This is a genomic window from Flavobacterium sp. UBA6195 (genome assembly GCF_002422095.1).
GTDB lineage: Bacteria > Bacteroidota > Bacteroidia > Flavobacteriales > Flavobacteriaceae > Flavobacterium.
This window is the reverse complement of the sequence record NZ_DITB01000107.1, coordinates 13,610-38,071: the sequence shown is the minus strand read 5'-3', so window position 1 is coordinate 38,071 and position 24,462 is coordinate 13,610. Positions and strand designations below refer to the sequence as shown.

Genomic DNA, 24,462 nt, shown 5'->3' with positions numbered 1-24,462 from the left:
AATTTTAATTGTTTTCTCCATCTATTTTCAAGATCTGATTTACTTTCACAGAATGGAAGTTTATCATAATCAACATTAATATATTCTTTAACAGTAAAATCAAAAGGATTCTCTAGAATATTCTCATAAATAGCTCTAGATTCTTTCATCCTCTTTAATAAACGAGCATTTGTTAAATTAAAAAAAGTTAAATCTTTATTTAAAATCATATCGTCTATTGAAGATTCATATTTACTAAACTCTTCAATATCACTTTGAATAAAAAAACGTTTTGTAGGATCTATATTATTCAAATATTTTTTATAAACTTTTTTTGAAAAATCATCATCAATAGCAACAGGACTATAATGACCGCGTTCTAAAACCATCGTTAATAAATCCAAGAGTAGCTTATCTTTTTCTGGATCTTCTTTTTTCTGAGTCGGAATAAAACTCCATAGTATTGCTGATAAAGCAGTTACCAACAATACAACCTTATAATTTCTTTTCATAAATTCCACTATTCGTTTCATTGAAAAATTTTCAACTAAATTACACAAAAAATCATGCCATAAAAGCACAAATTACTATAATTTTTTGTTAAACACACAAAATTTATCCAACAAAAAAAAGGTTTCGATTTAAATTATTTAATTTAGCAAAAAATGTACAAAAATGACAAAACCACTGATATTAGTAACTAACGATGACAGCATTGTTGCTCCTGGAATTCGCGCTTTAATTGAGGTGATGAAAGAATTAGGCGAAGTTGTAGTTGTAGCTCCCGATAGTCCTCAAAGTGCAATGGGACACGCGATTACCATAAACAATACCTTGAAACTAGAAAAAGTACATTTAGACAAAGACTTAAAACAGGAATACAGTTGCAGCGGAACTCCCGTAGATTGTGTAAAAATTGCCGTAAACGAAATTCTAAAAAGAAAACCCGATTTATGTGTTTCTGGAATTAATCATGGTTCTAATTCTTCTATCAATGTGATTTATTCGGGAACGATGAGTGCTGCTGTTGAAGCTGGAATCGAAGGTATTCCTGCTATCGGATTTTCGTTATTAGATTACAGTTGGGATGCAGATTTTGAACCCATCAAAAGTCATATAAAACAAATTGCATCAGAAGTTTTAAAAAATGGATTACCCGAAGGCGTAATTTTAAACGTTAATTTCCCGAAATTAAGCAAAGAAGAAATCAAAGGTATCAAAATTTGTCGCCAAGCGAAAGCCATGTGGCAAGAGGAATTTGACAAAAGAACGAATCCACAAGGAAAAGAATATTATTGGTTAACGGGAAAATTTGTCAATTTAGACAAAGGAACTGATACGGATGAATGGGCTTTAGAGAATGGTTATATTTCGATTGTTCCAGTGCAATTTGATTTAACAGCACATCATGCGATGCAACAATTAAATTCTTGGGAATTATAAAGAAAAAACACATGAAATATTACATCATAGCAGGAGAAGCTTCGGGCGATTTACATGGTTCAAACTTAATGAAGGCTTTGTATGAAAAAGATCCATCAGCAGAAATTCGTTTTTGGGGTGGCGATTTGATGCAAAATGTGGGCGGAACTTTAGTAAAACACTATCGTGAATTGGCTTTCATGGGATTTATTGAAGTCGTTATGAATTTAAAAACCATTTTGAACAACATCAAAATCTGCAAAAAAGACATTGAAACCTTTCAGCCTGATGTCATAATTTTCATTGATTACCCTGGATTTAATATGCGCATTGCTACTTGGGCAAAAGAGCGTAACATTCCGACCCATTATTACATTTCACCTCAAATTTGGGCTTGGAAAGAAAACCGTATCAAAGCTATCAAACGCGATGTGGATTTCATGTACGTAATTCTTCCATTTGAAAAAGATTTTTACGAGAAAAAACACAATTTCCCAGTTCATTTTGTTGGACATCCGCTAATTGATGCTATTGCAAGTAGAACGGAAGTTTCAGATGAAATTTTCAGAAAAGAAAATCATTTATCAGACAAACCAATTATTGCATTATTACCTGGAAGTCGCAAGCAAGAAATTGCTAAAATGCTTTCGATTATGCTTTCGGTAACCAACGATTTTCCTGATTACCAATTTGTAATTGCAGGTGCTCCAAGTCAGGAATATGAGTTTTACAAAACGTTTTTAACGAATGAAAATGTGAAATTTATTTCGAACAAAACTTATGATTTATTAAGTCATTCACACGCTGCTTTGGTAACTTCTGGAACCGCAACTTTAGAAACGGCTTTATTCAATGTTCCTGAAGTGGTTTGTTATAAAGGAAGTTGGGTTTCATATCAAATTGCCAAACGCATCATCACTTTAAAATACATTTCACTTGTGAATTTAATCATGGACAAAGAAGTGGTTAAAGAATTGATTCAAGATGAATTGAACACGAAGAATTTAAAATTAGAATTGAACAAAATTCTGAATTCAGAAAGTCGAAACATTTTATTGAACAATTATGCCGATTTAAAACAGAAATTAGGAGGCGAAGGTGCAAGTAAAAAGACTGCAGAACTAATTCTAGATTCTTTCAAAAAATAAAGAATATTCTTAATTATTTAGTAGAAAATTAACGGATTTTTTGTATTTTTGGAAGTAAGAAGTCCCTACTCCTTAAAACTAAATACTACTTCAAAAACAAAAGTGATTGAAAGTATTTAAGTTTCCTTTACTCACCATTACTATTAGTTTTGCAATAGGAATTATTGCAGAATACTATTTGCAATGGGGTTTTTCAACTCTCATAATTTCACTTTTGTTAGGTTTAGGATTATTTTGTTTTCTATACTGGAAAAGTAAAAAAGTTTTGCTTCAAGATTCTTTTTTCGGAATTACCACTTACCTACTCGCTTTTACTTTAGGAATGATGAGTTTTTATATTCATTCCGATTTGAATTCGAAACATCATTACACTAAAAAGTCATTTGAAGAATCCAATTCCATTCGAGCCATCGTTACTACAACTTTAAAACCGAATGAGAAGTACAACAAATATTTCATTTCTCTTTCACATTTTAATGATTCCATTGCTTCTGGAAAACTATTACTTTATGTTCCAAAATCCAACATTGAGATCTTACATTCTGGTGATGAAATTTGGTTGAACAGCTCGATTTATCACATTCCAAAAGCTTTCAATCCGTACCAATTTGATTATTCGAAATATTTAGAAAAGCAAAACGTATTCCATCAAATTTACACGCAAGAAAATCAAATTAAAATCATTCAAAGGCATAAAACCACAGATTATTACATTGAAAATTTAAGAAATAATCTCAGTAAAAGTTTTGAGATTCATCAATTTGATTCCAAAACCAAAGCCATAATTGACGCCTTAATTTTAGGACAACGATTGGAATTAGACAAAGAAACCATTGCCGATTATTCCAATGCCGGTGTGATTCACATTTTAGCGATTTCAGGATTGCATATTTCTATTATTTACTTTTTTATTGTGTTCTTGTTGAAACCTTTGAAAAGAGTGAAATTTGGAGCAGAAATCCAATTACTAATCGTCTTAACGATTTTATGGTTATTTGCCTTACTTACGGGTTTGCCAGCTTCGGTAACCAGAGCGGTGACTTTGTTTAGCTTTATTAGTATTGGAAACTATTTCAATCAACCAAAAGCAATTTATAATGCTTTAGCTATTTCCGCTTTTTTAATTTTATTGGTAAAACCAAATGCTATTTTTGATATTGGATTTCAATTGAGTTATGCTGCGGTTTTATCGATTGTTTTGTTTCAACCTTTTTATAAAAAATTCTATTTTTCCGAAAATAAAATTGCAATTTATTTTACTGATACGATTTTAGTTTCCCTAGCAGCGCAAATTGGCGTTTTACCTTTGAGTTTGTATTATTTCAATCAATTGCCTTTGTTGTTTTTATTAGCGAATTTAGTAATTATTCCACTTTCGAGTTTGGTTTTGATTGTTGGAATTGTGATTTTACCACTAAATTTTATACTTCCATCGGTTGCGGTTTTCTTAGGGAAAATTTTAGAATTCAGCATTCAATTTATGAACGAATATATTCATTGGATTGCCCAATTTAAAAGTGGTATTATCACGAATATTTCGTTTTCGGGTTGGTTGACTTTTTCGATGTATTTAGTTATCGTTGCTTTTATTCATTGGATGTATCACACGAAAATTAAAAATGTAAAATATATTTTAACATCTATATTACTCTTTCAATTGAGTTATATTAGTGTAAAATGGAACGAAAATCAAGGAAGTGAATTAGTGGTTTTTAATGAAAAATCAACGTTAATTGGCGTCAAAAATAAAAATAGTGTTATTGCATTTACTGATATTCCAGAGAATCACAACACGACTTTAAATCATTACACTCGAGGAACTTTCTCAGATTCATTGCGAATTTTTCCGATGCAAAATGCAATATCTTTTAAAAACAGAAGAATTTTGGTAGTTGATAGTTTAGGAATTTACAAAACCTCAATTAAACCTGAGATTGTAGTTTTAACTCAAAATCCAAAAATCAATCTAACCCGATTGATTCAAGATATAAAACCAGAAGAAATTATTGCAGATAAAAGCAACTACAAAAACACCGTTAAACGTTGGGAAATCACTTGTAGAAAAGAAAAAATCCCTTTTCATGCTATTGCCGAAAAGGGATTCTATAGGTTAAAATAAAATTATTTCTTTTTAAGAATTTGGTTAGCACCTTCAAGCCAAGCTGCTGGTCCACCTGCTATGTAACCTGTACTTCCTAAAGCACTCAAATTCACTTTGTTTTTATTTGATTTTGATGCGCTAACAAACCAAACCGTAGGATAACCTCTTACTTGTAACTGTTGTTGCAATTGTGCATTTTGCATTTTAACCGCATCGGTTTGATTGTTTTTTCTTGGAAAATCTAATTCCACTAAAACTACATTATCTTTTGCCCATTTAACAAACTCGGGAGTTTTAAATACTTCTTTTTGCAAACGGATACACCATCCACACCAATCAGAACCAGTAAAAAACAAGAATAATGGTTTTTTTTCTTTTATCGAAATATCAGTAGCTTTTGACATATCAGTATGCCAAGTTAACCCCTCTTGCGCTTGTATTGAAACGCTAGTTATTACTAAAAATGCTATTACTAAAATCTTTTTCATATTGTAATTTTTAAACAAATTTAATCAAAATGAATACCAAAACAGTATTATTTAACTTCTTGCATTAATTTTCTAATAATGGGTGAAATAGCAATCAACACTATACCAGCAATTAACGCGTAAATAGCTAATTGTTGGTAGCCATCGGTGTAAGCAATTAATTTTTCTGCCTTGGTAGCATTTTCATTAGCAATTGACATTCCAGCGCCTAAAATTCCCGCTACATATTGACCATAAGCACTGGCTAAAAACCACATTCCCATCATAACACCTTGCAATTTTACTGGTGAAAGTTTGGTCATAATCGATAATCCGATTGGAGATAAGCAAAGTTCTCCAAATGTGATGATGAAATAGGCCAAGGTAAATATTTCTAACGACGTCATTCCGTCAAGATTCGCAAAAAATCTTGTGAAATAGAACGTGTAAAAAGCTAAGGCTAAGAATAAAAATCCCAATCCAAATTTCACCACGGTATTCGGTTCAGCTTTTCTGGTATTCAACCAAACCCAAACTAATCCTAAAAGTGGCGCAAAAATGATTACAAATAATGAATTTGCAGCGTTATTGACTCCGTTAGGATCTAAATTAATGCCTAAAAAATCACTGTCTAAATTGTTGGCCGCAAATAAACTCAAGGAACCTCCACTTTGTTCAAAAAACGCCCAAAACAAAATTGAAAACACAATGAAAACCATTGCAGCAATCAACTTCTTGTTCTCTTGAAGTGAGAAATTTCGCATTTCGTAAGCCAAATACAACAACGTCACTGGACCAATCGTATACATGAAATAATCTGTATATTCCGGATTTGAAACCATTGTCATAATTAATGGAATGGCTACTAATGTTCCAATGTAAGTCGCATATTCATATAATTTTCGTTTCGAATCTTGCAAATGCAACAATGGCGAAAGTCCGATAGTGGCTAAACTTTTTTGCGTGAACAAGAACGTAACCAAACTAATGGTCATTACAATTCCCGCTAAACCAAAAGCTAAGTTCCATGAATAATTTTTACCAATATAAATACAGGCATAACCACCTAAAAGCGCACCGATATTAATTCCAGAGTAAAATAATGAAAAACCAGCGTCTCTTCTTGAATCATTTGCTTTATACAAAGTTCCTACCATAGTAGAGATATTGGGTTTGAAAAATCCTGTTCCAATTACAGTAAAAGCAATTCCCAAGAAGAAAAATTGTTTTGGATCGATGGCAAGAATGGCACTTCCTACAATCATCATAATTCCTCCCCAAAACAATGACTTTCTGTAACCTAAAATTTTATCAGCAAATAACCCTCCAACAAATGTGAAAGCATATACGAAAGCTTGTGTAGCGCCATATTGTAAATTGGCCACATCTTCTTTCATGAACAATTGGTGTACCATGAAAAAAGTTAACATTCCGCGCATTCCGTAGAAGCAGAAACGCTCCCACATTTCACTGAAGAATAAATACCAAAGTTGTTTTGGATATTTACCCTCGAAATTTTGAATTTCTTCTATTGTTTGAGTCGTTTGCATTTTAGTGAATTCCTTTTTCTTGCATTACTTTATTCAATTGTTTCAATAAAATGAACATTAATAAAGTAGCAAACATTAATAATCCGAAATTAATCCAGAAGAAATCTTGTTTGTTGTCATACGTATCCCAAAGACTAGCTAATACACCACTCAATTTATTTCCGATAGATGTTGATAAAAACCAACCTCCCATCATTAAAGAGGTTATGTTCGTTGGACTCAATTTAGAAACTACTGATAATCCCATCGGACTCAAGAATAATTCTCCAATTGTGATTACTCCGTAATTAGCAACCAACCACCAAACGCTTACTTTTTCAGTTCCGTTTGCACCCATGTTTACGGCTGCAATCATCACTAAAACGGATAAAGCAGAAATCAATAATCCGAATGCGATTTTTGTTGGTGTAGATGGTTCTTTCTTTCTATTTCTTAAAAATGTGAAGAACGCAACTACTAAAGGAGTCAAAATAATTACCCAACCAGGATTAATTGACTGACTTAAATTAGTTGCCCAAAGTGAAACAGAAGCACCTTCTTCTGGTAATTTATCTTTAGCTACGTTTCTAAAATAAACCGGATAATCTACTGTTTTTTGAACTTCACCATCAACTTTTTGAATACGGAAACTGGCATCATATAATTCAACTGTGTCTTTTTTGTATTCTACTTCTTTAGCTAATTTCAATCCATTAAAAACCGTTTGAGTGGTTCCTGTGATTTCTCTATCCGTGTAACGGTCAGCCCAAGTATTTAATGCCGAACCATTCAATTTGAAAACCCCCCAGAATAAAATTACCACTGCGAAAATCGTTAATAAAGCTCCGATAGGTCTTTTATCTTCCGTCTTAGCTTTAAAGTATAAACTTCCGTAGAAGAAAATCACTGGAATACAGGCGAAGATGAAAGCATCCGTACTATCCGAACCAAAAATATATCCGTTAGGATTTGCTTCAGTTGTTACTCCTTTGATTAACCAACCAATAACTCCAAAAACCGCTGAAGGTACTAGGATAAACATCACAATTTTCCAGAACGGCATATCGCCTGGTTGCACTCCTTTTTTCTCGGTTTTATCTCCGTAGTGTTTCGTTCCTAAAATGAAAACGATTACACCAATAAACATCCCAACTCCAGCCGCCATGAAAGCATATTGCCAACCCAATAAAATTTGTAAAGCAGCTCCAAAGAAGTTACAAATGAAAGCTCCCACGTTGATTCCCATGTAGAAAATGTTGTAGCCTTCATCTTTTTTATCTTTGTATTGTTCTTCGGTATAGAAATTACCTAAAAGTGTTGAAATATTAGGTTTAAAGAAACCATTACCCACGATAACTAATGTCATAGCGATGTACAGCATGGTAATATCATGAATTCCCATCATGAAATAACCCGCTCCCATCATAATTCCTCCGATTACGATAGATTTTTTGTAACCCCAATATCTATCAGCAACTAAGCCTCCAATAAAAGGAGTTAAGAATACCAAAGCGATAAAAGTTCCGTATAAATCGGATGCTTCTTTCTCGGTCATAGCGAATCCGGCTTCGACATCTTTAAGGTAAAGGGTAAAAATACCAATCATTAAATAGTAACCGAAACGCTCCCACATTTCAGATAAAAATAAGTAAGGCAATGCTTTAGGATGACTTTTCCACATAATTTATTGTATTAAAAAAAACAAACCTACAAGGGTTTCTTGTAGGTTTGAAAGATATAAAAAAAATTTTATTTTATTGCTTATTCCGTTTTAGCTTCAACATGATCGTTGTGCATTCTTTTTTCTAACCAAGAACTCAATACGAAAAGAATTGCAGCAGCTGCACCCGACATAATGATGAACAAAATAAAGAATTCATATAAATTAGTAATTTGAAAACCTAAAAATGATGTTGCGCCACCTGTTCCGTCTTCACCGCCTGGAATTAAAGCACTTAATGTTCCCGCAAATTTATTAGCCGCAGCATTTGCTAAGAACCAAGTTCCCATCATTAAAGATGATAAACGTAAAGGAGCTAATTTAGAAACCATTGATAATCCGATTGGTGATAAACATAATTCTCCAATAGTATGAATTACATATAATCCAATTAACCACCACATTGAAACTTTTTCACCTAAACCTAAGCCTTTAACAGCAATTGCAATTACTACATATCCTAAAGCAACTAAACCAAGTCCAATTGCCATTTTCTTTGGAGAAGATGGTTCTAATTTTCTAGCATATAAGAATCCCCAAACAATCGTCATAATTGGCGCTAATGAAATAACTGCTAAAGGATTTACTGATTGAAAATAAGACGCTGGCATCTCCCATCCAAAAATGGTTCGCTCTGTTTGTCTATCTGCAAATAACGTTAATGAAGCTCCTGCTTGCTCGAAAGCACCCCAGAAGAAAATTACGAAAAACGCTAAAAGGAAAATTACCGTAATTCTTTGTGTTTCAATTTTTGTTAAACTTTTATCACTAAAAATTAAAATTGGCATTGCTACCATAGCTCCATAGATGAAATAACTAATAATATCTACATCACTTTTAAACATTTGTTTGAAGTTCAACATGAAGAAAATAATTCCAATTGAACCAATAATCATAGCGATACTTTTAACATCTAACTTTTTAACTGGCAATCCAATTGATTTTCCTTCTTCTGAAACCAAATATTTTTTTTGACCTAAAACAAAAGCAACTAAACCAATCAACATTCCTACTCCGGCTGCTAAAAATCCCCATTTAAAATCCATAGATCCACAAACTAAAGGCGAAAAGAAAGCCCCTAAGTTAATTCCCATGTAGAAAATGGTAAATGCACTGTCGATTCTTCTGTCGTTTGCAGGATATAATTGTCCCACCATGGTTGAAATATTTGGTTTAAAGAAACCATTACCAATGATAATTGCGGTTAATCCCATCCACATTAACGAAACACCTCCATTTGCTCCAACCGAAGCACTGAAAAACATGAAGAACTGACCAATTGCCATTAAAAGACCTCCAATTACAATACTTCTTCTATTACCTAAAAACTTGTCGCACAAATAACCTCCTAAAAGGGGTGTTAAGTATACTAATCCTGTATAACTTCCGTAAATTTCAGAAGCATCAGCATCTTTCATTAATAATACTTTAGTCATAAATAGAATAAAGATAGCTCTCATTCCATAATAACTGAATCGCTCCCACATTTCTGTGAAGAATAAAAAGTACAGCCCTTTAGGATGTCCCGTTTTTACAGCATTGTTTTCCATATAATTTGTTTTAGTTTATTGGTTAGTTTATAATTTTTCTTTAATAAAATTCGTCATTTTAGTATACAATTGCAAGCGTGTTTTACCACCGTAAATTCCATGGTTTTTATCTGGATAAATGGCCCAATCAAATTGTTTGTTTGCTTGAACTAATGCTTCAACCATTTTCATGGTGTTTTGAACATGTACATTATCGTCAGCTGTACCGTGAATTAACAAGAAGTTTCCTTTTAATTTACTTACGTGATTGATTGGCGAGTTGTTATCATAACCACTTGCGTTTTCTTGTGGAGTTTGCATGTAACGTTCTGTATAAATACTATCATAATATCTCCAAGAAGTTACTGGAGCCACAGCGATTGCCATTTTGAATACATCAGCACCTTGGAACAAACAGTTAGACGACATGAATCCACCATAGCTCCATCCAAAAATACCAATTCTTGAAGCGTCAACGTAGTTGTATTTTCCAATTACTTTAGCTGCATCGATTTGATCTTCAACTTCGTATTTTCCTAATTCTTTTTGGGTACATTTTTTGAAAGCAGCTCCTTTGAAACCTGTTCCTCTTCCATCCACACAAGCTACAATGTAACCTTGTTGTGCTAACATCATGAACCAATAATCATCAGTGCTATTCCAAGCATTATCCACTTGTTGTGAACCTGGCCCAGAATACTGATACATGAAAACCGGATATTTTTTATTTGGATCGAAATCTTTTGGTTTAATCATCCAAGCATTTAATTGATGCCCTTTTTCTGTAGTTAAGACGAAAAACTCTTTTGGAGTTACATCATATTTTGCCAACTTTTGCTCTACTGCTTCGTTAGAAACAATAGTTTTGATTATGGCTCCTGTTTTAGAATCATTTAAAGTATAAGTTGGTGCCGAAGTTGCACTTGAATACGTATTGATGAAGAATTGAAAATTCGGACTAAAAGTTGCCGAATTTGTTCCTGTTTTTGATGACAATCTTACTTTTGATTTTCCATCTACTTTGATAGCATAAACATCTCTGTTGATAGAACCATTCTCTACTGATTGATAGTAAATCATTCCTGATTTTTCATCAAAACCATAATACTTGGTTACTTCCCATTTTCCAGAAGTAATTTGTTTTTTCAATTTACCTGATTTATCGTAGTGATAAATATGATTGAATCCGTCTTTTTCTGATGTCCAGATAAAACTGTTATCTTTTAAGAACGTTAAGTTATCGGTAACATCAACGTAAGCCGCGTCTTTTTCGTTTAAAACAATTTTTGTAGTTCCTGCATTGGCATCTACAAAATGTAAGTCTAAATTATTTTGGTGACGGTTCATAACTTGAACACTTAAAATCGCAGCATCATTCGTCCATTTGATTCTTGGAATATAAAAATCTTTATAATCACCTAAATTGATTTTCTTGGTAGTTCCTGATTTTAAATCAAAAATATGTAACGAAACAATTGCGTTTTTTTCACCCGCTTTTGGATATTTAAAAACGGTTTGCGTTGGATATAAACCTTCGTTATACATGTCCATAGAAAATTCTGGGACTTCCGTTTCATCAAACTTGATGTAAGCGATTTTTGTACCAGTTACATTCCAATCATACGCTTTTACAAATGCAAATTCTTCTTCATAAACCCAATCGGTAATACCATTGATGATTTTATTTTTTTGGCCATCTTGCGTAATTTGAATTTTCACACCTGATGATAAATCATGAACATATAGGTTGTTTTCAAAGGCATAAGAAATTTTGGTTCCATCAGCGCTAAATGTTGGTTCTTGAATGGCATTTGTAGTAAAACTATTTACCGTTTTTGATGGAATATCGTAGATAAAATACTGCGCCGTAAAAGAATGACGGAAAATAGAATTGGAATTGGTTGCAATTAAAATCTTTTTCTCGTTTTTATCAAAAGAATAACTATCGATTGATGTTACTTCTGGATGATTTTTAGTATCGAAAAGGGTACTCACTTTTTCTAAAGTAGCAAAGTCATACAAATCGATTTGGTAACTTTTTGTGCTTCTATCGAAATTTAAGACTGTATATTGATTGGTGTTCTTCATGGCGCTCAAAGCATCCATTCCTTTGGTTCTAAAGGCACCACCCCAAATTTCTTCTAACGTAATTTTTTGTTGGCCTACAACTGATAATGAGCTTACTACAAATAATAAAACCGCTAAACTGATCTTTTTCATAATATTATGTTCTTAAAAAACCTCCAATTTTAGTGAAAATATATGAATTAACCATTTTTTTACCTTATTATTTTGTGAAATTAACATACAATTTTTACCAAACCAAACGCGTGGTATGTGCAAATGAACTGGTTTCAGCATCTCTCATCTCTGTCTTGCCGAATTCATTTCAGCATCTCCTTCTTCCTGTCATGCTGAATTCATTTCAGCATCTCCCTTCTTCCTGTCATGCTGAACTGGTTTCAGCATCTCTACTCTATCTGTAACACCGAATTTATTTCAGCATCTCCTTTCCACAAATTCGCCCAGTTAGGATATATACCCAATAGTTGTGGTAACTTCTTCGTGCCATAAAAGGATATTTAGGTTAATTAGTTGCTAATTTTTATTGAGATGCCGAAATGAATTCGGCATGACAAACGTTGCGTTGATTTTTTGACCTACTAAAACTCCCTATCTTGTCATGCTGAATTCATTTCAGCATCTCCCTTCTTCCTGTCATGCTGAACTGGTTTCAGCATCTCTACTCTATCTGTAACACCGAATTTATTTCAGCATCTCCTTTCCACAAATTCGCCCAGTTAGGATATATACCCAATAGTTGTGGTAACTTCTTCGTGCCATAAAGGGATATTAAGGTTAATTTGTTGCTGATATTTTTTAGATGCCGAAATGAATTCGGCATGACAAACGTTGCGTTTATATTATATTCTCTATCATGCTGAACTCGTTTGCTTCGCCTGTTCGCTTCGCTCGAGTCAGCATTTCCCCACAATCCTGTCATGCTGAACTCGTTTCAGCATCTCCTTTCAGCATCTTCTCATCGTAATTCTATACAGAACCTGAAACAATCCCGAAGTTTCGGGACAGGTTGACAAACGTTGCGCTCAGGTTGACAAGACGTTCGTTCAGGTTGACAAACGTTGTGTTTAAGTTGATAAATTGTGCGTTCAAAATAGTAATTTTTTTTAACTATTTTAAAAAACCATTTGCTCTAATTTCTTTGTGAATGGCTACAATGTTCTGTGGAATTTCAGCTTCTAATAACCAATTTACATCTAATCCATTATAAATAGCGTGTTTCATTAAGTGTTCGTAACTTAAAAACAAATTACCTAAAGTTTCTAAATCTTCTTTAAATTCAATTAAATAATCTTCGTCAATAGCTTTTATGAGAAGTAAAATTTTAAATGCCCTAGCCACAATGTAAGTATAAAACTTAATACAATTATTAGGTTTTGTAGCCAAAATATACATTCTGTTTATAGTTAAAACTTCTATCAACATTTGAAGATTTAAGGAAATTTCTCCCAACTTATCTTTGGTAATTCTAACATGTTCATTAATATCACCACTAATGTATCGTATATCCATTAAAAGATAACCTACACTATAAAACCTTTCGTTTGCATGTTTTATTTTTTTGGAAATAATTTTAGCCAATTGTTCTCTCTTTTGTTCCACCGTTTCGGTATCCACTAGTTCAAAATACAATCGGTTGGCTAGGTCTAAATCTTTTCTTAAAAGTCTAAGTATTAATTTATCTTTTTCTAAATCAGATAAATTATGTATGGCGGTTTTAAATTCTTTATTAAACATTAAATCTCAATTTTATCAATTTCTTTCATTATCCTATCCGTTTCACTTAACGCCACTATAATTTTTTGATAATGGAAAATATCGTCTGTACTTAGTTCACGGTCTTTGCGGTCTTTAAGCCATTTTTGAGCGGGTTGGTAACCGCCAATGTAAAAGTTCCAAGCCACTTCGGGAACGTTGGCGAAATATTGAAGCCCCTCAATCCCCAAAGGGGAAGCTTTATCGTAATTGATATATACTCTATTGTTTTCAAAATGTATTTTACCTACCACATTATTTCCGTCATTCGGATATTGCGTAATGTATTTTTCTACAATAGGACTCTCTAACAAATGAATTTGGCGCAACTCGCCACCTAATGCTACTAATTTCCAAAAATTTTCTTGAATTTCCTGTACGGACAGGTCGCGACCTGTCCCTACAACATCGCGACCTGCCCCTACATGATGCGGATATGGAATTCTAGGGAAATCTATTTTTAAAAATTCTTTATACGTTTCTCTGTAGGTTGGTGAATGCAGCACCGCATAGATATAATCCAACAAATCAATTGGAGCAAACGTGGTTCTAAACTCTGAGCGAACGTCTTTATCATTTGCCAAACAAACATTGCCGTCTTCTTTCTCTGGTGTAAATGCTAACCCCAACCCTTTTGCTATCTCATTCACAATTTCCATGTTGAGATTAGGGGTGCGAATGGTTTCGTTTAATAGACTTTGTTGAGTTGTTGTTTCTTGATAAAGGTAAAGCGGGAAGTAACTTCCAGAACCAAATCTTCCAGCGGTACTTGTTAGATTGAATTCACCGATATTTTTTGAAATAAAAATATATCTCCAATCACTAACGCATTGCTTAGATAAAACTAAGCCAATATTATCTGACTTTAAAAAATGAGTCATTATTTTCTCTCTACCTCTTTCAATCAACTTTAAATCATAGTAGATACTCTTGTTATCAAATGGTCTATATGAAATAGTCTTTATTAAAGATTCGTCAGTTTGAATGTTATAATATTTTTTGACTTTTTCAATTAATTCTAATCTATTTTCATTTATTAATATACTATCATTAGAAGTAACAATTCCTACATTATTTAATGGTATCAAACTATTTACCGATAATCCTTTATCATATTCCTCTTTTATCTTAAAATCTTTTGGTACAAAAAACAGTTCAGGTTCTTGTGGTTCAAGTTTTATCCAATTGATAATTTTTATATTTTTTTCGTTTAAAAAATCGTATTTTAATTCTCTTTTTCCAAACAAGTCATAATGAAATACTTTTCCTAATTCTTTTTCTTTTTTCTTTCCTGTTTTTACAAATAAATTAATCGAAACCCCTTGCATAATGTCAAAAACATTTTGGTCTATAGAACCATCGGGAGCGGTTTCTTTTTTCTTGCTGTTTCCGTGTAAATCTATGGTGTAAATTTTATCATAAGTTTTCAATAAATTCCAACGCATACCGCGAAAAGTCGGGTTGTCTAAAAAACCATGTGGGTTAATAAAAGCTAATATTCCACTTCCGTTTTTATCTATAAAGTGTTGCCCAAAACGCATGAATTTTACATAATCGTCATTTATCCATTTTGGATTTCGCTCTTTTAATTTCTCTTTTCCTCCTGGTTCTTTTTTGTAATCTTCCATTAGGTTCATAATCCATTCGCCTTTATTAGCACTTTCGCCACTGTAAGGAGGATTTCCAATTACCACCATTACAGGTGCGTCACGTTTTATGGCGTTGGCTTGGTCGGCTTCGTCACTTAACCAACTACTAAATAAGGTTTGGGTGTCGGGGTGTGCTTCTTCTAATGAGTTGGTCAAAAATATTTTAAAACGTTGGTCGTCCGTTGGCTTGTAACCTGTTTCGGTAAGCAGCATGTCCATTTTCAAATGTGCCATGGCATAACTCGCCATTAGCAACTCAAAGCCGTTTAAACGAGGGATTAAATTATTGGTCACATAGTTACTCCAAATCCCTTGTTGACCTTCAAATTTCTTGTGTATATGTTTTACTACTTCGGCAAGGAAAGTTCCTGTTCCTGTTGCTGGGTCTAAGATTTGTACTTTGTGAACTTCTGTTTCAGTTTCAACCTCTTTTATTTTGGAGTTGGCACCCGTTCCCGTTTGGGTAACCGCTTTTTTCTTAATTTTTATTTTGCTGGTATCGGCTAAACCTTGTGGTAAATTGAACTCGGTTTTTAAAATATCATCAACCGCACGAACAATAAAATTAACCACAGGTTGCGGTGTGTACCAAACCCCTCTTGCTTTTCTTAATGCTGGGTTGTATTCCCCTAAAAACGTTTCGTAAAAGTGAACTACAGGGTCTTCCTGTTTGGTACTTTTACCAAAGTTTTTCATAATAGTAGCCACGTCTGAAGCTAGGAAAATGTTAACTAACTCGTCAACTATCCAAGTTAAACGGGTGTCTAAATCAAAACCCGCAATGTCTTGAAATAATTTTCTAAGAAATGGATTTGATTTTGGGATGAGTTCAGCTGCTTCCATTCTTGAAAAAGTGGGTAACGTTGGGTCGTGATAACGAGCCGCAAACATTCCATAAGCAATGGTTTGCGCATAGATATCAGAAAATGCTTTGTTATCGATGTCGTGTATCAACATTTGTTGAAACGAAAGCATTTGCGATTTTAGTTGTGAGCGTTTGCCTTCTTGGTCGTCATAGTTTAATGATTTTTCAATAATATCAGCCATTAACTTTGCTTTTCCTGCCATCATTTGCGCCAATTTAGTTGGTGACTTGATAGTTTGCGAAATGGTTTCGGCAAAGTTTTTTATGAGTTGGTTAAATTGTTCAAAGTTTTCAGGAATGGGAACAATTTCAGCACTACCACCCCGACCTTCGGCCACCCCTCCAGAGGAGGGGAATTTTAGCTGAGCAATGGCTATTTTAGTAACCAGTTCTCCATCTTTGTAAAAATGGAAATCCATATAATCAGTAAAAATCAAATTCGACAATCCCGATTTGTAGCGGTCAAATTGTTCTTTTAGAGTTTTGCTTCCTAAATCTACTCCAATGTCTTTCGCTTCAATATAACCTACAGGAACGTCTTTGCGGGTCAATACATAATCAGGCGCACCGCAATCCACTCTAGCGGGTTCGTTTGTTACTAATACATCAGGCAAAATCGCCATAATAAGATTTTGAAGGTCGCCACGATACGAATGTTCTCGCGCATTTCCTGTTTTATAAAGCGTGTTTATTTTGTCGATGTATTGAGAAAGAGTCATTATTGTCTGGAATTTTTTACAATTTCAAACCTACAAAAAAATAGTACGTTAAGCAATTGAACTAGGTAAATTGTGAAAAATAAAAATTCAATAATTTTAAATTTTTTTTTATGTTTTTTATTAAAATACTGTATATTTACCATTCAATTTCGATATCGTTTAGCGGGAACTATACGAGGCTTTCGAAAGCGATTTAGCTCAAAAACGGGTAACTAGCTCCATTTTTTTGAGCTTTTTTTATGCCTTTTTGGGTCGAAAAAATCGTTTAAAAGCAAAAAAAGTCGTTAATTAGATACGTAAAAGGCATAAAAAAAAGGATAATAAAGGCTTTTTTAATGCTTAAAAAGGCCGTAAAAAACAGTTTCAGAAGCAAAAAACCATCAAAAAGTACCATTTGTGGTATGTTTCAATTCGTCAGGTCAAATTTTTCAACTCGACAGGTGCAACTTTTCAACTCGACAGGTCGAGTTTTTTAAAAAAATAAGCCAAAAAAAAGCCCCGAATGCGGGAACATTCGAGGCTTTCGAAAGAGATTAACTCTCACAAGCGGGTAACTAGCTCGCTTTTTGGTAACTTAAATTACCTAGCATTTGTTTCAATTTTTTAGCTGGTCGAAACAGAATGCGACTTTTCTTAATGTCGGTAGCCGTAACATCTTCTGCTACATCTTGTCCGGCAGCACTTACACTCACTTGAAATGTACCTACATGCCCTAATTTAACAATTCTACCTTGGCTAAGTTCTAAGAGCATATTGCGCTCTAAGGCTCTTAACACGGCATAACAATCGGTATCAGTTAACGTACACTGATACGAAATAATCTCGGCTAACGACTCTAAAGAGGTTTCACCATTTGCAATCGAAGTTGCATAAAACTTTTCAGGCGCTGTAATGTCCTGCGGGTTCTTCTTAGGAAGAACTTTAAATTTAATACTCATTTTTTAATGTATTAAATTGATAAATAATTTTTTAGCTAAGTACATCGCAAAGTATGCCTTACTGCTTTTACAAAGTTTATAATTTGAAATGATAAATGAAAGTCAAAGTTATTCACAATTTGTAGGATTTTTTAACAAAGCTGGTAATTGTCAGTAAATTGATACTATTTTTTTTAATTATCTAATAATCAATTATTTAAAATCCTTCTTTTTTTGCTTAAAACTTTGTAAACCCTAGTAAACAAAGCGAGTCACGTTTTTTTTGTTTCTCTGTCATGCTGAACTCGTTTCAGCGTCTCGTTTCAGCATCTTATCAAAGTAATCTAATGTAGAACCTGAAACAAGTTCAGGTTGACAAGGGGTGTGTTCAGGTTGACAAGGGGTGTGTTCAGGTTGACAAGGGTGTGATCATGTTGACAGGGGTGTGATCATGTTGATAAGTGGTGTGTTTGGGCTGACAAAAGATTTAAATAACCCGATTGCAGATTTACAATTCGTACACACAATATAAATAAATTATGAACCCCGTTCGTTCGGGAAAAGAGGTTCAGCAGATTGTAACAGTGGTTTCGAGAGCCTCAGCCACCGTTTCGAGAGCCTCAGCAACCGTTTCCCTCAGCTACCATTTCCTGTTGTTGCCTGAGGCACTCGAAGGCAATAACAAATCATTTTTTAAAATTTCATTACCTTTGTATCTCAATATAAATAGCGATGACACAAAACGTAAAAGGTTTCTCTAAACTTTCTAAAGAAGAAAAAATCAACTGGATTACCAATAATTATTTTATCAATCCAATAGAAGCAAAAGAAAGCCTAACAAAATACTGGAATTCAGATGAAAATTTGCAAAAATTACATGACGAATTTATCGAAAATACCTTAACCAACTTTTATCTTCCGTATGGAGTTGCACCAAACTTTACCATTAATGGAAAAAGTTACACTATTCCTATGGCAATAGAAGAAAGTTCGGTTGTGGCAGCCGCTTCTAAAGCTGCGAAATTTTGGGGCGAGCGTGGCGGTTTTAAAACGACTATTATCAGTACCGAAAAAATTGGTCAGGTTCATTTTCTTTTCCATGGAAATTCAGAAAAACTAACTACTTTTTTCAATACAATAAAACCAACTTTCTTTGAGGATACGCAAGAAGTTACCAAAAACATGCAAAAGCGTGGTGGCGGAATTTTAAACATCGAACTTAGAGATAAAACCCATGAAATTCCAAATTATTATCAATTACATGCTACTTTTAATACCAAAGACAGCATGGGTGCGAATTTTATCAATACATGTTTAGAGCAATTTGCCAAAACTTTAGAAAATCAAGCGCAAGAATATGCCGATTTTACTTCGAATGAAAAAAATATTCAAATTGTAATGAGTATTTTAAGTAATTATGTACCAAATTGCTTAGTAAGAGTGGAAGTTTCTTGTCCAGTTGCCCAAATTTCAGATGATAAAAATATCGATGCGAATGAATTTGCTCAAAAATTTGCAACCGCAGTTCGTATTGCTGAAATAGAACCTTATAGAGCCGTAACCCACAACAAAGGCATCATGAACGGCATCGACGCCGTAGTGCTAGCAACTGGAAACGACTTCAGAGCCGTTGAAGCTGGAATTCACGCTTATGCTAGCAAATCGGGACAATATTCAAGTTTATCGCATGTGAAAATTGAGAATGATATTTTTACTTTTTGGATGGAAATTCCGTTAGCATTAGGAACCGTTGGCGGATTAACTTCATTACATCCTTTAGTGAAATTTTCAATGGAACTATTAGGAAAGCCATCGGCAGAAGAACTAATGCAAATTGTAGCAGCGGCTGGATTAGCTCAAAACTTCGCAGCGCTTCGTTCGTTAACCACAACAGGAATTCAACAAGGACATATGAAAATGCATTTGATGAACATTTTAAACCAACATCATGCTACCAAAGAAGAGAAACAGAAAGTCTTAGATTATTTCAAAGACACAACCGTTTCGCATAGTTTAGTGGTAGATTATTTGGAAAAAATCAGAAGTTAATGGAAACCCAAACTTTTTACAGTAACGGAAAATTACTCATCACAGGTGAATACGTTGTTTTAGATGGCGCTAAAGCATTGGCTTTACCTACTAAATTTGGACAAAGTTTATTGGTGAAATCAGGCACAAATCAACAAATCAAATGGACGAGTTTTGATGCCGATAAAAGCATTTGGTTTGAAGGCATGATTTCGTTTGAAGAAATAAAGCAAAGAACCATCAACGATAGCAATTCTGCTGTAAAAAACACCTTGATTGAAATTTTACATCAAGCTTTTATACAAAACCCTTCATTTTTAGAAAAAGAAGGCTATGAAATTGAAACTTACTTAACTTTTCCAAGACTTTGGGGTTTAGGAACATCTTCTACTCTAATAAATAGTATTGCGGATTGGTTAGATATTGATGCGTTTGAATTGTTGCAAAAAAGTTTTGGCGGAAGCGGTTATGATATTGCTTGTGCAAAATCAAATTCCCCAATTGTGTATCATTTAGAAAATGAAACACCCTATTTTAAGCCGATTCATTTTAATCCTTCATTCAAAGAGAATATTCATTTTGTGTATTTGAATCAGAAGCAAAGCAGCAAACTAGCAATTGCAAATTACATGTCAAAACATCATCATGTAGATCTCGTAATTTCAAAAATCAACACCATAACTTACGAAACCATCAACTGCAAAGAAGGAAAAGAATTTGCAAAACAAATGGAAAAACACGAGGTCATCATGAGTGATGTGTTAGAAATTCAAACTATAAAAGAAAAGCTTTTTCCTGATTTTAAAGGTGTAATCAAAAGTTTAGGCGCTTGGGGAGGCGATTTTGTAATGGCAATTTCTAAAGACAATCCTAAAGAATATTTCAAAGAAAAAGGCTATCCAGTAGTACTTTCTTATGAAGAAATGATACTTTAAATTTAATTTTCAAAACAATATAAAACAAAAAAACCACTCATCTGAGTGGTTTTTGTGGTACCTCCAGGAATCGAACCAGGGACACATGGATTTTCAGTCCATTGCTCTACCAACTGAGCTAAGGTACCTTTACAATTTTAAGCAGTACTGCTTGTTGATTGCGGGTGCAAATATAGAACCATTTTTATATTTTCCAAAACAAATATTAAAAAAAATGAATTTGTATATTTGCACCTCCAAAAACATAACCATGCTTTTAACCATCGATGTTGGAAACACAAGAATTAAAGTCGCTGTATTTGAACACAATAAGCAACTCGATTTTTTTATTTTCGAGACAACAGAAGCTTTAAAAAATTTTAAAAATATTTTTAAAAAATATTCTCATCTTCAAAAAATCACGCTTTCTTCGGTAGGAAAACTTGATGAAGAGGTGTTGGATTACATCAAAAGTCAGTTTCCAACGGAAATAATTTCACATCATTCGAGATTTCCATTCAAGAATTTATACAGCACTCCTGAAACATTAGGAATAGACCGAATGGTTTTAGCAGCAGGAGCCACTTTGCAATTTCCAAGTCAAAATCGATTAATTATTGATGCTGGAACTTGTATTACCTATGATTATGTGAATTCAAATAATGAATATTTAGGCGGTGCTATTTCTCCAGGGATTAGTATCCGTTATAAAAGTTTAAACGATTATACCTCAAAATTACCACTTTTATCCATAAGTGAAGACTTTAAAATTATTGGAGATAGTACAAAAAGCGCCATTCATAGCGGTATAATTAATGGTGTAATCTTTGAAATTGAGGGTTTTATTTCCCAATATTCTCTTAAAAATCAAGATTTAACAATAATTTTAACAGGAGGAGACGCAGAATTTTTGGCTAAAAGATTAAAAAACACCATATTTGCCAATTCAAATTTCCTATTAGAAAGTTTGAACCTTTTATCACAATATATACATCAAAATGATTAAAAAAATTATTGTAATTGTTTGTTTTTTTGCATCACTATCTTCATGGGCACAAGACAATACAGCTTCGCCATACTCTTATTTCGGATTAGGTGAAGTAAAATTTAAGGGAACTGAAGAAGCCAAAGCAATGGGAGGAATAAGTATTGTTGCAGATAGCACCCAACTTAATTTAATAAATCCTGCTTATTATTCTAAATTAAGATATACAACTTTTGCAGTTGGTGGCACGAATTCTTTTACCAATTTTTACACAAATAATGAATCTGACAAATCACAAAGAACAAGTTTAGATTATTTATTAATTGCAATTCCAAAACAAAAATTTGGGATAACTATAGGATTAATGCCTTTTTCAACCGTTGGATTCAAACTTAAAAGTAGCGAAATCAATAGTATAGACCAAACTTTAAGAGAGAAAAAATTTCTTGGTAACGGTAATATAAATAGAGTATTATTTGGTACATCTTATAAAATAAACTCTAAGTTTAGCGTTGGTTTTGACATTAATTACAACTTTGGAAAAATCAAAACCGAGACAGTAGAATTTGTTGAAGACCCTGTTATTCAGCTTGGTTCTAGAGAAAGAAATACATCAATTGTAAAAGGATTTTCTTCCAGTTTTGGAGTTACCTATGAAGGAAAAATCAACAACAAATTAACACTATACTCTTCATTAACTTTTAGTCCAGAAAGCAAGTTATACTCTGAAAACACTAGAAACATTGCTACTATTGTATATGGTTCTTCAGGTAATGAATTGATAGATGAAGAACAAGATGTTGATGTACAAAATAACTATATTGCAATTCCTACAAAATTAAGTATTGGTTCTGGTATTGGAGTAAAAAACAAATGGCTTATTGCTACCGAAATCACACTTCAACAAACTAGCAAACTAGAAAACAGATTCAAAGACGAATTAAATGGAGATTTTAAAAACGCAACAAAAATTGCGCTAGGTGGATTCTTTATTCCAAAATATAATTCTTTTTCTAGCTATTTCAGCAGAATCACCTATAGAGCCGGTTTACGATATGAAAATACTGGATTAGTGTTAAAAAATGAAAGCATAAACGATTATGGCATGACTTTTGGACTAGGACTACCAGTTGGTTTATCTAAAATAAACATTGGATTTGAATTAGGTAAAAAAGGAACAACAACTCAAAATTTAATTCAAGAAAATTATTTTAATTTAAATATCGGATTATCATTGAGTGATTTGTGGTTTAGAAAGAGAGAAATTAATTAATATTTATAACAACCAAAATGAAAAAGAGTTTAACTTTACTATTTATAGCAACAGCTAGTTTTTTTTCCCAAGCTCAAAACACTGAAGCTTGTACTGAAGCTATTAGCTTAATGACAACTTCTGTTAAAGCTAAAGATGTAAATAGCTATGATTACCTAACAACTTTAAGAAAAGATTGCCCCACTTTTCACAAAAGCATTTATACTTATGGAGAATTGGCAATAAAACTAAAAATTGAAAAAGCTACTACCCCACAAGAAAAAGAAAAATATGTTCGTGATTTATTAAAATTATACGATGAGCACGATCAATATTTTCCTGGAAATGGAGCTGGAAATAAAATGAAAAAAGGATTGGCTTTGTTTGACAATAAAATTGGAACAACAGATGAAGTATATAATTTGTTAGATGTTGCTTTTAAAACAGATTACGCCAACTTTAAATATGCTAAAGCCATGTATGTTTACTTCGAAATTTTAGTAAACAAACATAAAGCTAATAGTGGTATTGAATTGCAACAAGTTTTTGACAAATACGACGATTTAACAAAAAAACTTGAAGAAGAAGAAAAGGAATTAACTGATGAAAAAGACGCACTTTTAAGCAAAGAAGAATCTGGTCAAACTTTAACAGATAAAGAAACTGCAAGAAAAAATAGATTAGAGAATAATTTAGAAATTTTTGAAGGAGTAAGAAATGACATGGATAATATTATTCTTGAGTTATCAACTTGTGCTAAATTAATACCATTCTATCAAAAAGGATTTGAACAAAACAAAACAAATGAAGAATGGTTAAAAAGAGCAACAAATCGTTTAGATGCTAAAGGATGTGATTCTGACCCACTGTTTTCAAAAATGTCAGAGGCGTTGTATAAATTAAACCCAAGTGCCGAAGCTGCTGAAAAATTAGGTGTTGTAGAATATCAAAGAAAAAATACAGCTAAAGCGATGGAATATTTTAATCAAGCTGCAAGTTTACATACCGATAACACTAAAAAAGCAAATTTATATTATAAAATCGCAACCTTATATAGTAGATCTAACAAAGCTCAAGCACGTAACTATGCAAGAAAAGCTTTAGAAGTAAAACCATCATTCGGAAAATCTTATCTATTAATTGCTTCTTTATACGGAAGTAGCATTAACGATTGTGGTAATGATCAATTTGAAAAAAGAGCGGTTTACTGGTTAGCTGCACAATATTGCGACAAAGCCGCTTCTGTTGATTCAACTTTAAGAAGTAAAGCAAGTGGCGACGCTGCTAAATATAGAGCTGCAGCACCTTCAAAAACAGAAATATTCCAATCTGGAAAAGGAGGACAACGAATTGCTTTCAATTGTTGGATTGGAGAAAGTATATTAGTTCCAAGTTTATAAA

The 24,462-nt window shown here is 33.1% G+C and carries 16 protein-coding genes, 1 tRNA gene and 1 pseudogene; 8 read left to right on the top strand and 10 right to left on the bottom strand.

The genetic code is table 11. The features are described 5' to 3' along the window. Nucleotides 1-491, bottom strand: a pseudogene (locus B4I81_RS09835) (tail-specific protease); the annotation flags it as partial. A gap of 163 nt (nucleotides 492-654) precedes the next feature. On the opposite strand from B4I81_RS09835, the gene surE reads away from it, so the two are divergent. From surE to B4I81_RS09820, 3 genes are all read left to right on the top strand, one after another. Continuing rightward, a complete protein-coding gene (surE, locus tag B4I81_RS09830) occupies nucleotides 655-1,422 on the top strand; it encodes a 5'/3'-nucleotidase SurE (RefSeq protein ID WP_291110178.1) in 768 nt (255 codons plus the stop codon). A gap of 11 nt (nucleotides 1,423-1,433) precedes the next feature. After that, complete coding sequence (lpxB, locus tag B4I81_RS09825) at nucleotides 1,434-2,549, top strand: lipid-A-disaccharide synthase (protein WP_291110176.1); 1,116 nt, start codon at nucleotides 1,434-1,436, stop codon at nucleotides 2,547-2,549. A gap of 106 nt (nucleotides 2,550-2,655) precedes the next feature. Continuing rightward, nucleotides 2,656-4,668, top strand: coding sequence for a ComEC/Rec2 family competence protein (locus B4I81_RS09820; RefSeq protein ID WP_291110174.1), 2,013 nt, complete (start codon nucleotides 2,656-2,658; stop codon nucleotides 4,666-4,668). Nucleotides 4,669-4,670: 2 nt separating this feature from the next. On the opposite strand, the gene B4I81_RS09815 is transcribed toward B4I81_RS09820, so the two are convergent. The 8 genes from B4I81_RS09815 to B4I81_RS09780 form a co-directional block, all read right to left on the bottom strand. Continuing rightward, nucleotides 4,671-5,138 (bottom strand): thioredoxin family protein, encoded by a 468-nt coding sequence (locus B4I81_RS09815; protein ID WP_291110172.1) that lies wholly within the window; start codon nucleotides 5,136-5,138, stop codon nucleotides 4,671-4,673. 47 nt (nucleotides 5,139-5,185) lie between these two features. Beyond that, nucleotides 5,186-6,667 carry a peptide MFS transporter gene (locus B4I81_RS09810; protein WP_291110170.1) on the bottom strand — a complete coding sequence of 494 codons (1,482 nt, stop codon included), beginning with the start codon at nucleotides 6,665-6,667 and terminating at the stop codon, nucleotides 5,186-5,188. Between the two features lies 1 nt (nucleotide 6,668). Further along, nucleotides 6,669-8,327: a peptide MFS transporter gene (locus tag B4I81_RS09805; protein ID WP_291110168.1), complete on the bottom strand. Its 1,659-nt coding sequence runs from the start codon at nucleotides 8,325-8,327 to the stop codon at nucleotides 6,669-6,671. Between the two features lie 80 nt (nucleotides 8,328-8,407). Next, nucleotides 8,408-9,916, bottom strand: coding sequence for a peptide MFS transporter (locus B4I81_RS09800; RefSeq protein ID WP_291110165.1), 1,509 nt, complete (start codon nucleotides 9,914-9,916; stop codon nucleotides 8,408-8,410). Between the two features lie 27 nt (nucleotides 9,917-9,943). Beyond that, a complete protein-coding gene (locus B4I81_RS09795) occupies nucleotides 9,944-12,115 on the bottom strand; it encodes a S9 family peptidase (protein ID WP_291110163.1) in 2,172 nt (723 codons plus the stop codon). Between the two features lie 972 nt (nucleotides 12,116-13,087). Further along, complete coding sequence (locus B4I81_RS09790; protein WP_291110161.1) at nucleotides 13,088-13,714, bottom strand: hypothetical protein; 627 nt, start codon at nucleotides 13,712-13,714, stop codon at nucleotides 13,088-13,090. Further along, nucleotides 13,714-16,965 carry a type ISP restriction/modification enzyme gene (locus tag B4I81_RS09785; RefSeq protein WP_291110159.1) on the bottom strand — a complete coding sequence of 1,084 codons (3,252 nt, stop codon included), beginning with the start codon at nucleotides 16,963-16,965 and terminating at the stop codon, nucleotides 13,714-13,716. The genes B4I81_RS09790 and B4I81_RS09785 overlap by 1 nt, the downstream gene beginning before the upstream one ends. A 554-nt stretch (nucleotides 16,966-17,519) precedes the next feature. Next, on the bottom strand, nucleotides 17,520-17,903 hold the full coding sequence (locus B4I81_RS09780) for an HU family DNA-binding protein (RefSeq protein WP_291110157.1): 384 nt from the start codon (nucleotides 17,901-17,903) through the stop codon (nucleotides 17,520-17,522). Nucleotides 17,904-18,614: 711 nt separating this feature from the next. Here B4I81_RS09780 and B4I81_RS09775 point away from each other — a divergent pair. Both B4I81_RS09775 and B4I81_RS09770 read left to right on the top strand, forming a co-directional pair. After that, the gene (locus tag B4I81_RS09775; RefSeq protein WP_291110154.1) at nucleotides 18,615-19,931 is read left to right on the top strand and encodes a hydroxymethylglutaryl-CoA reductase, degradative; all 1,317 of its coding nucleotides are present in this window, start codon (nucleotides 18,615-18,617) and stop codon (nucleotides 19,929-19,931) included. Then, nucleotides 19,931-20,845 (top strand): GYDIA family GHMP kinase, encoded by a 915-nt coding sequence (locus B4I81_RS09770; protein ID WP_291110152.1) that lies wholly within the window; start codon nucleotides 19,931-19,933, stop codon nucleotides 20,843-20,845. The genes B4I81_RS09775 and B4I81_RS09770 overlap by 1 nt, the downstream gene beginning before the upstream one ends. A 55-nt stretch (nucleotides 20,846-20,900) precedes the next feature. On the opposite strand, the gene B4I81_RS09765 is transcribed toward B4I81_RS09770, so the two are convergent. Further along, a tRNA-Phe gene (locus B4I81_RS09765) sits at nucleotides 20,901-20,973 on the bottom strand. A 122-nt stretch (nucleotides 20,974-21,095) separates the two neighbouring features. Here B4I81_RS09765 and B4I81_RS09760 point away from each other — a divergent pair. From B4I81_RS09760 to B4I81_RS09750, 3 genes are read left to right on the top strand one after another with little or no spacing between them, the layout of a single operon-like run. Continuing rightward, nucleotides 21,096-21,830, top strand: a complete 735-nt coding sequence (locus B4I81_RS09760; protein WP_291110150.1) for a type III pantothenate kinase — start codon at nucleotides 21,096-21,098, stop codon at nucleotides 21,828-21,830. Next, nucleotides 21,823-23,082, top strand: coding sequence for a hypothetical protein (locus tag B4I81_RS09755; RefSeq protein WP_291110149.1), 1,260 nt, complete (start codon nucleotides 21,823-21,825; stop codon nucleotides 23,080-23,082). Before B4I81_RS09760 ends, B4I81_RS09755 begins: the two co-directional genes overlap by 8 nt. Nucleotides 23,083-23,099: 17 nt before the next feature. Further along, a complete protein-coding gene (locus B4I81_RS09750; RefSeq protein WP_291110147.1) occupies nucleotides 23,100-24,461 on the top strand; it encodes a tetratricopeptide repeat protein in 1,362 nt (453 codons plus the stop codon). Nucleotide 24,462: the final 1 nt, after the last annotated feature.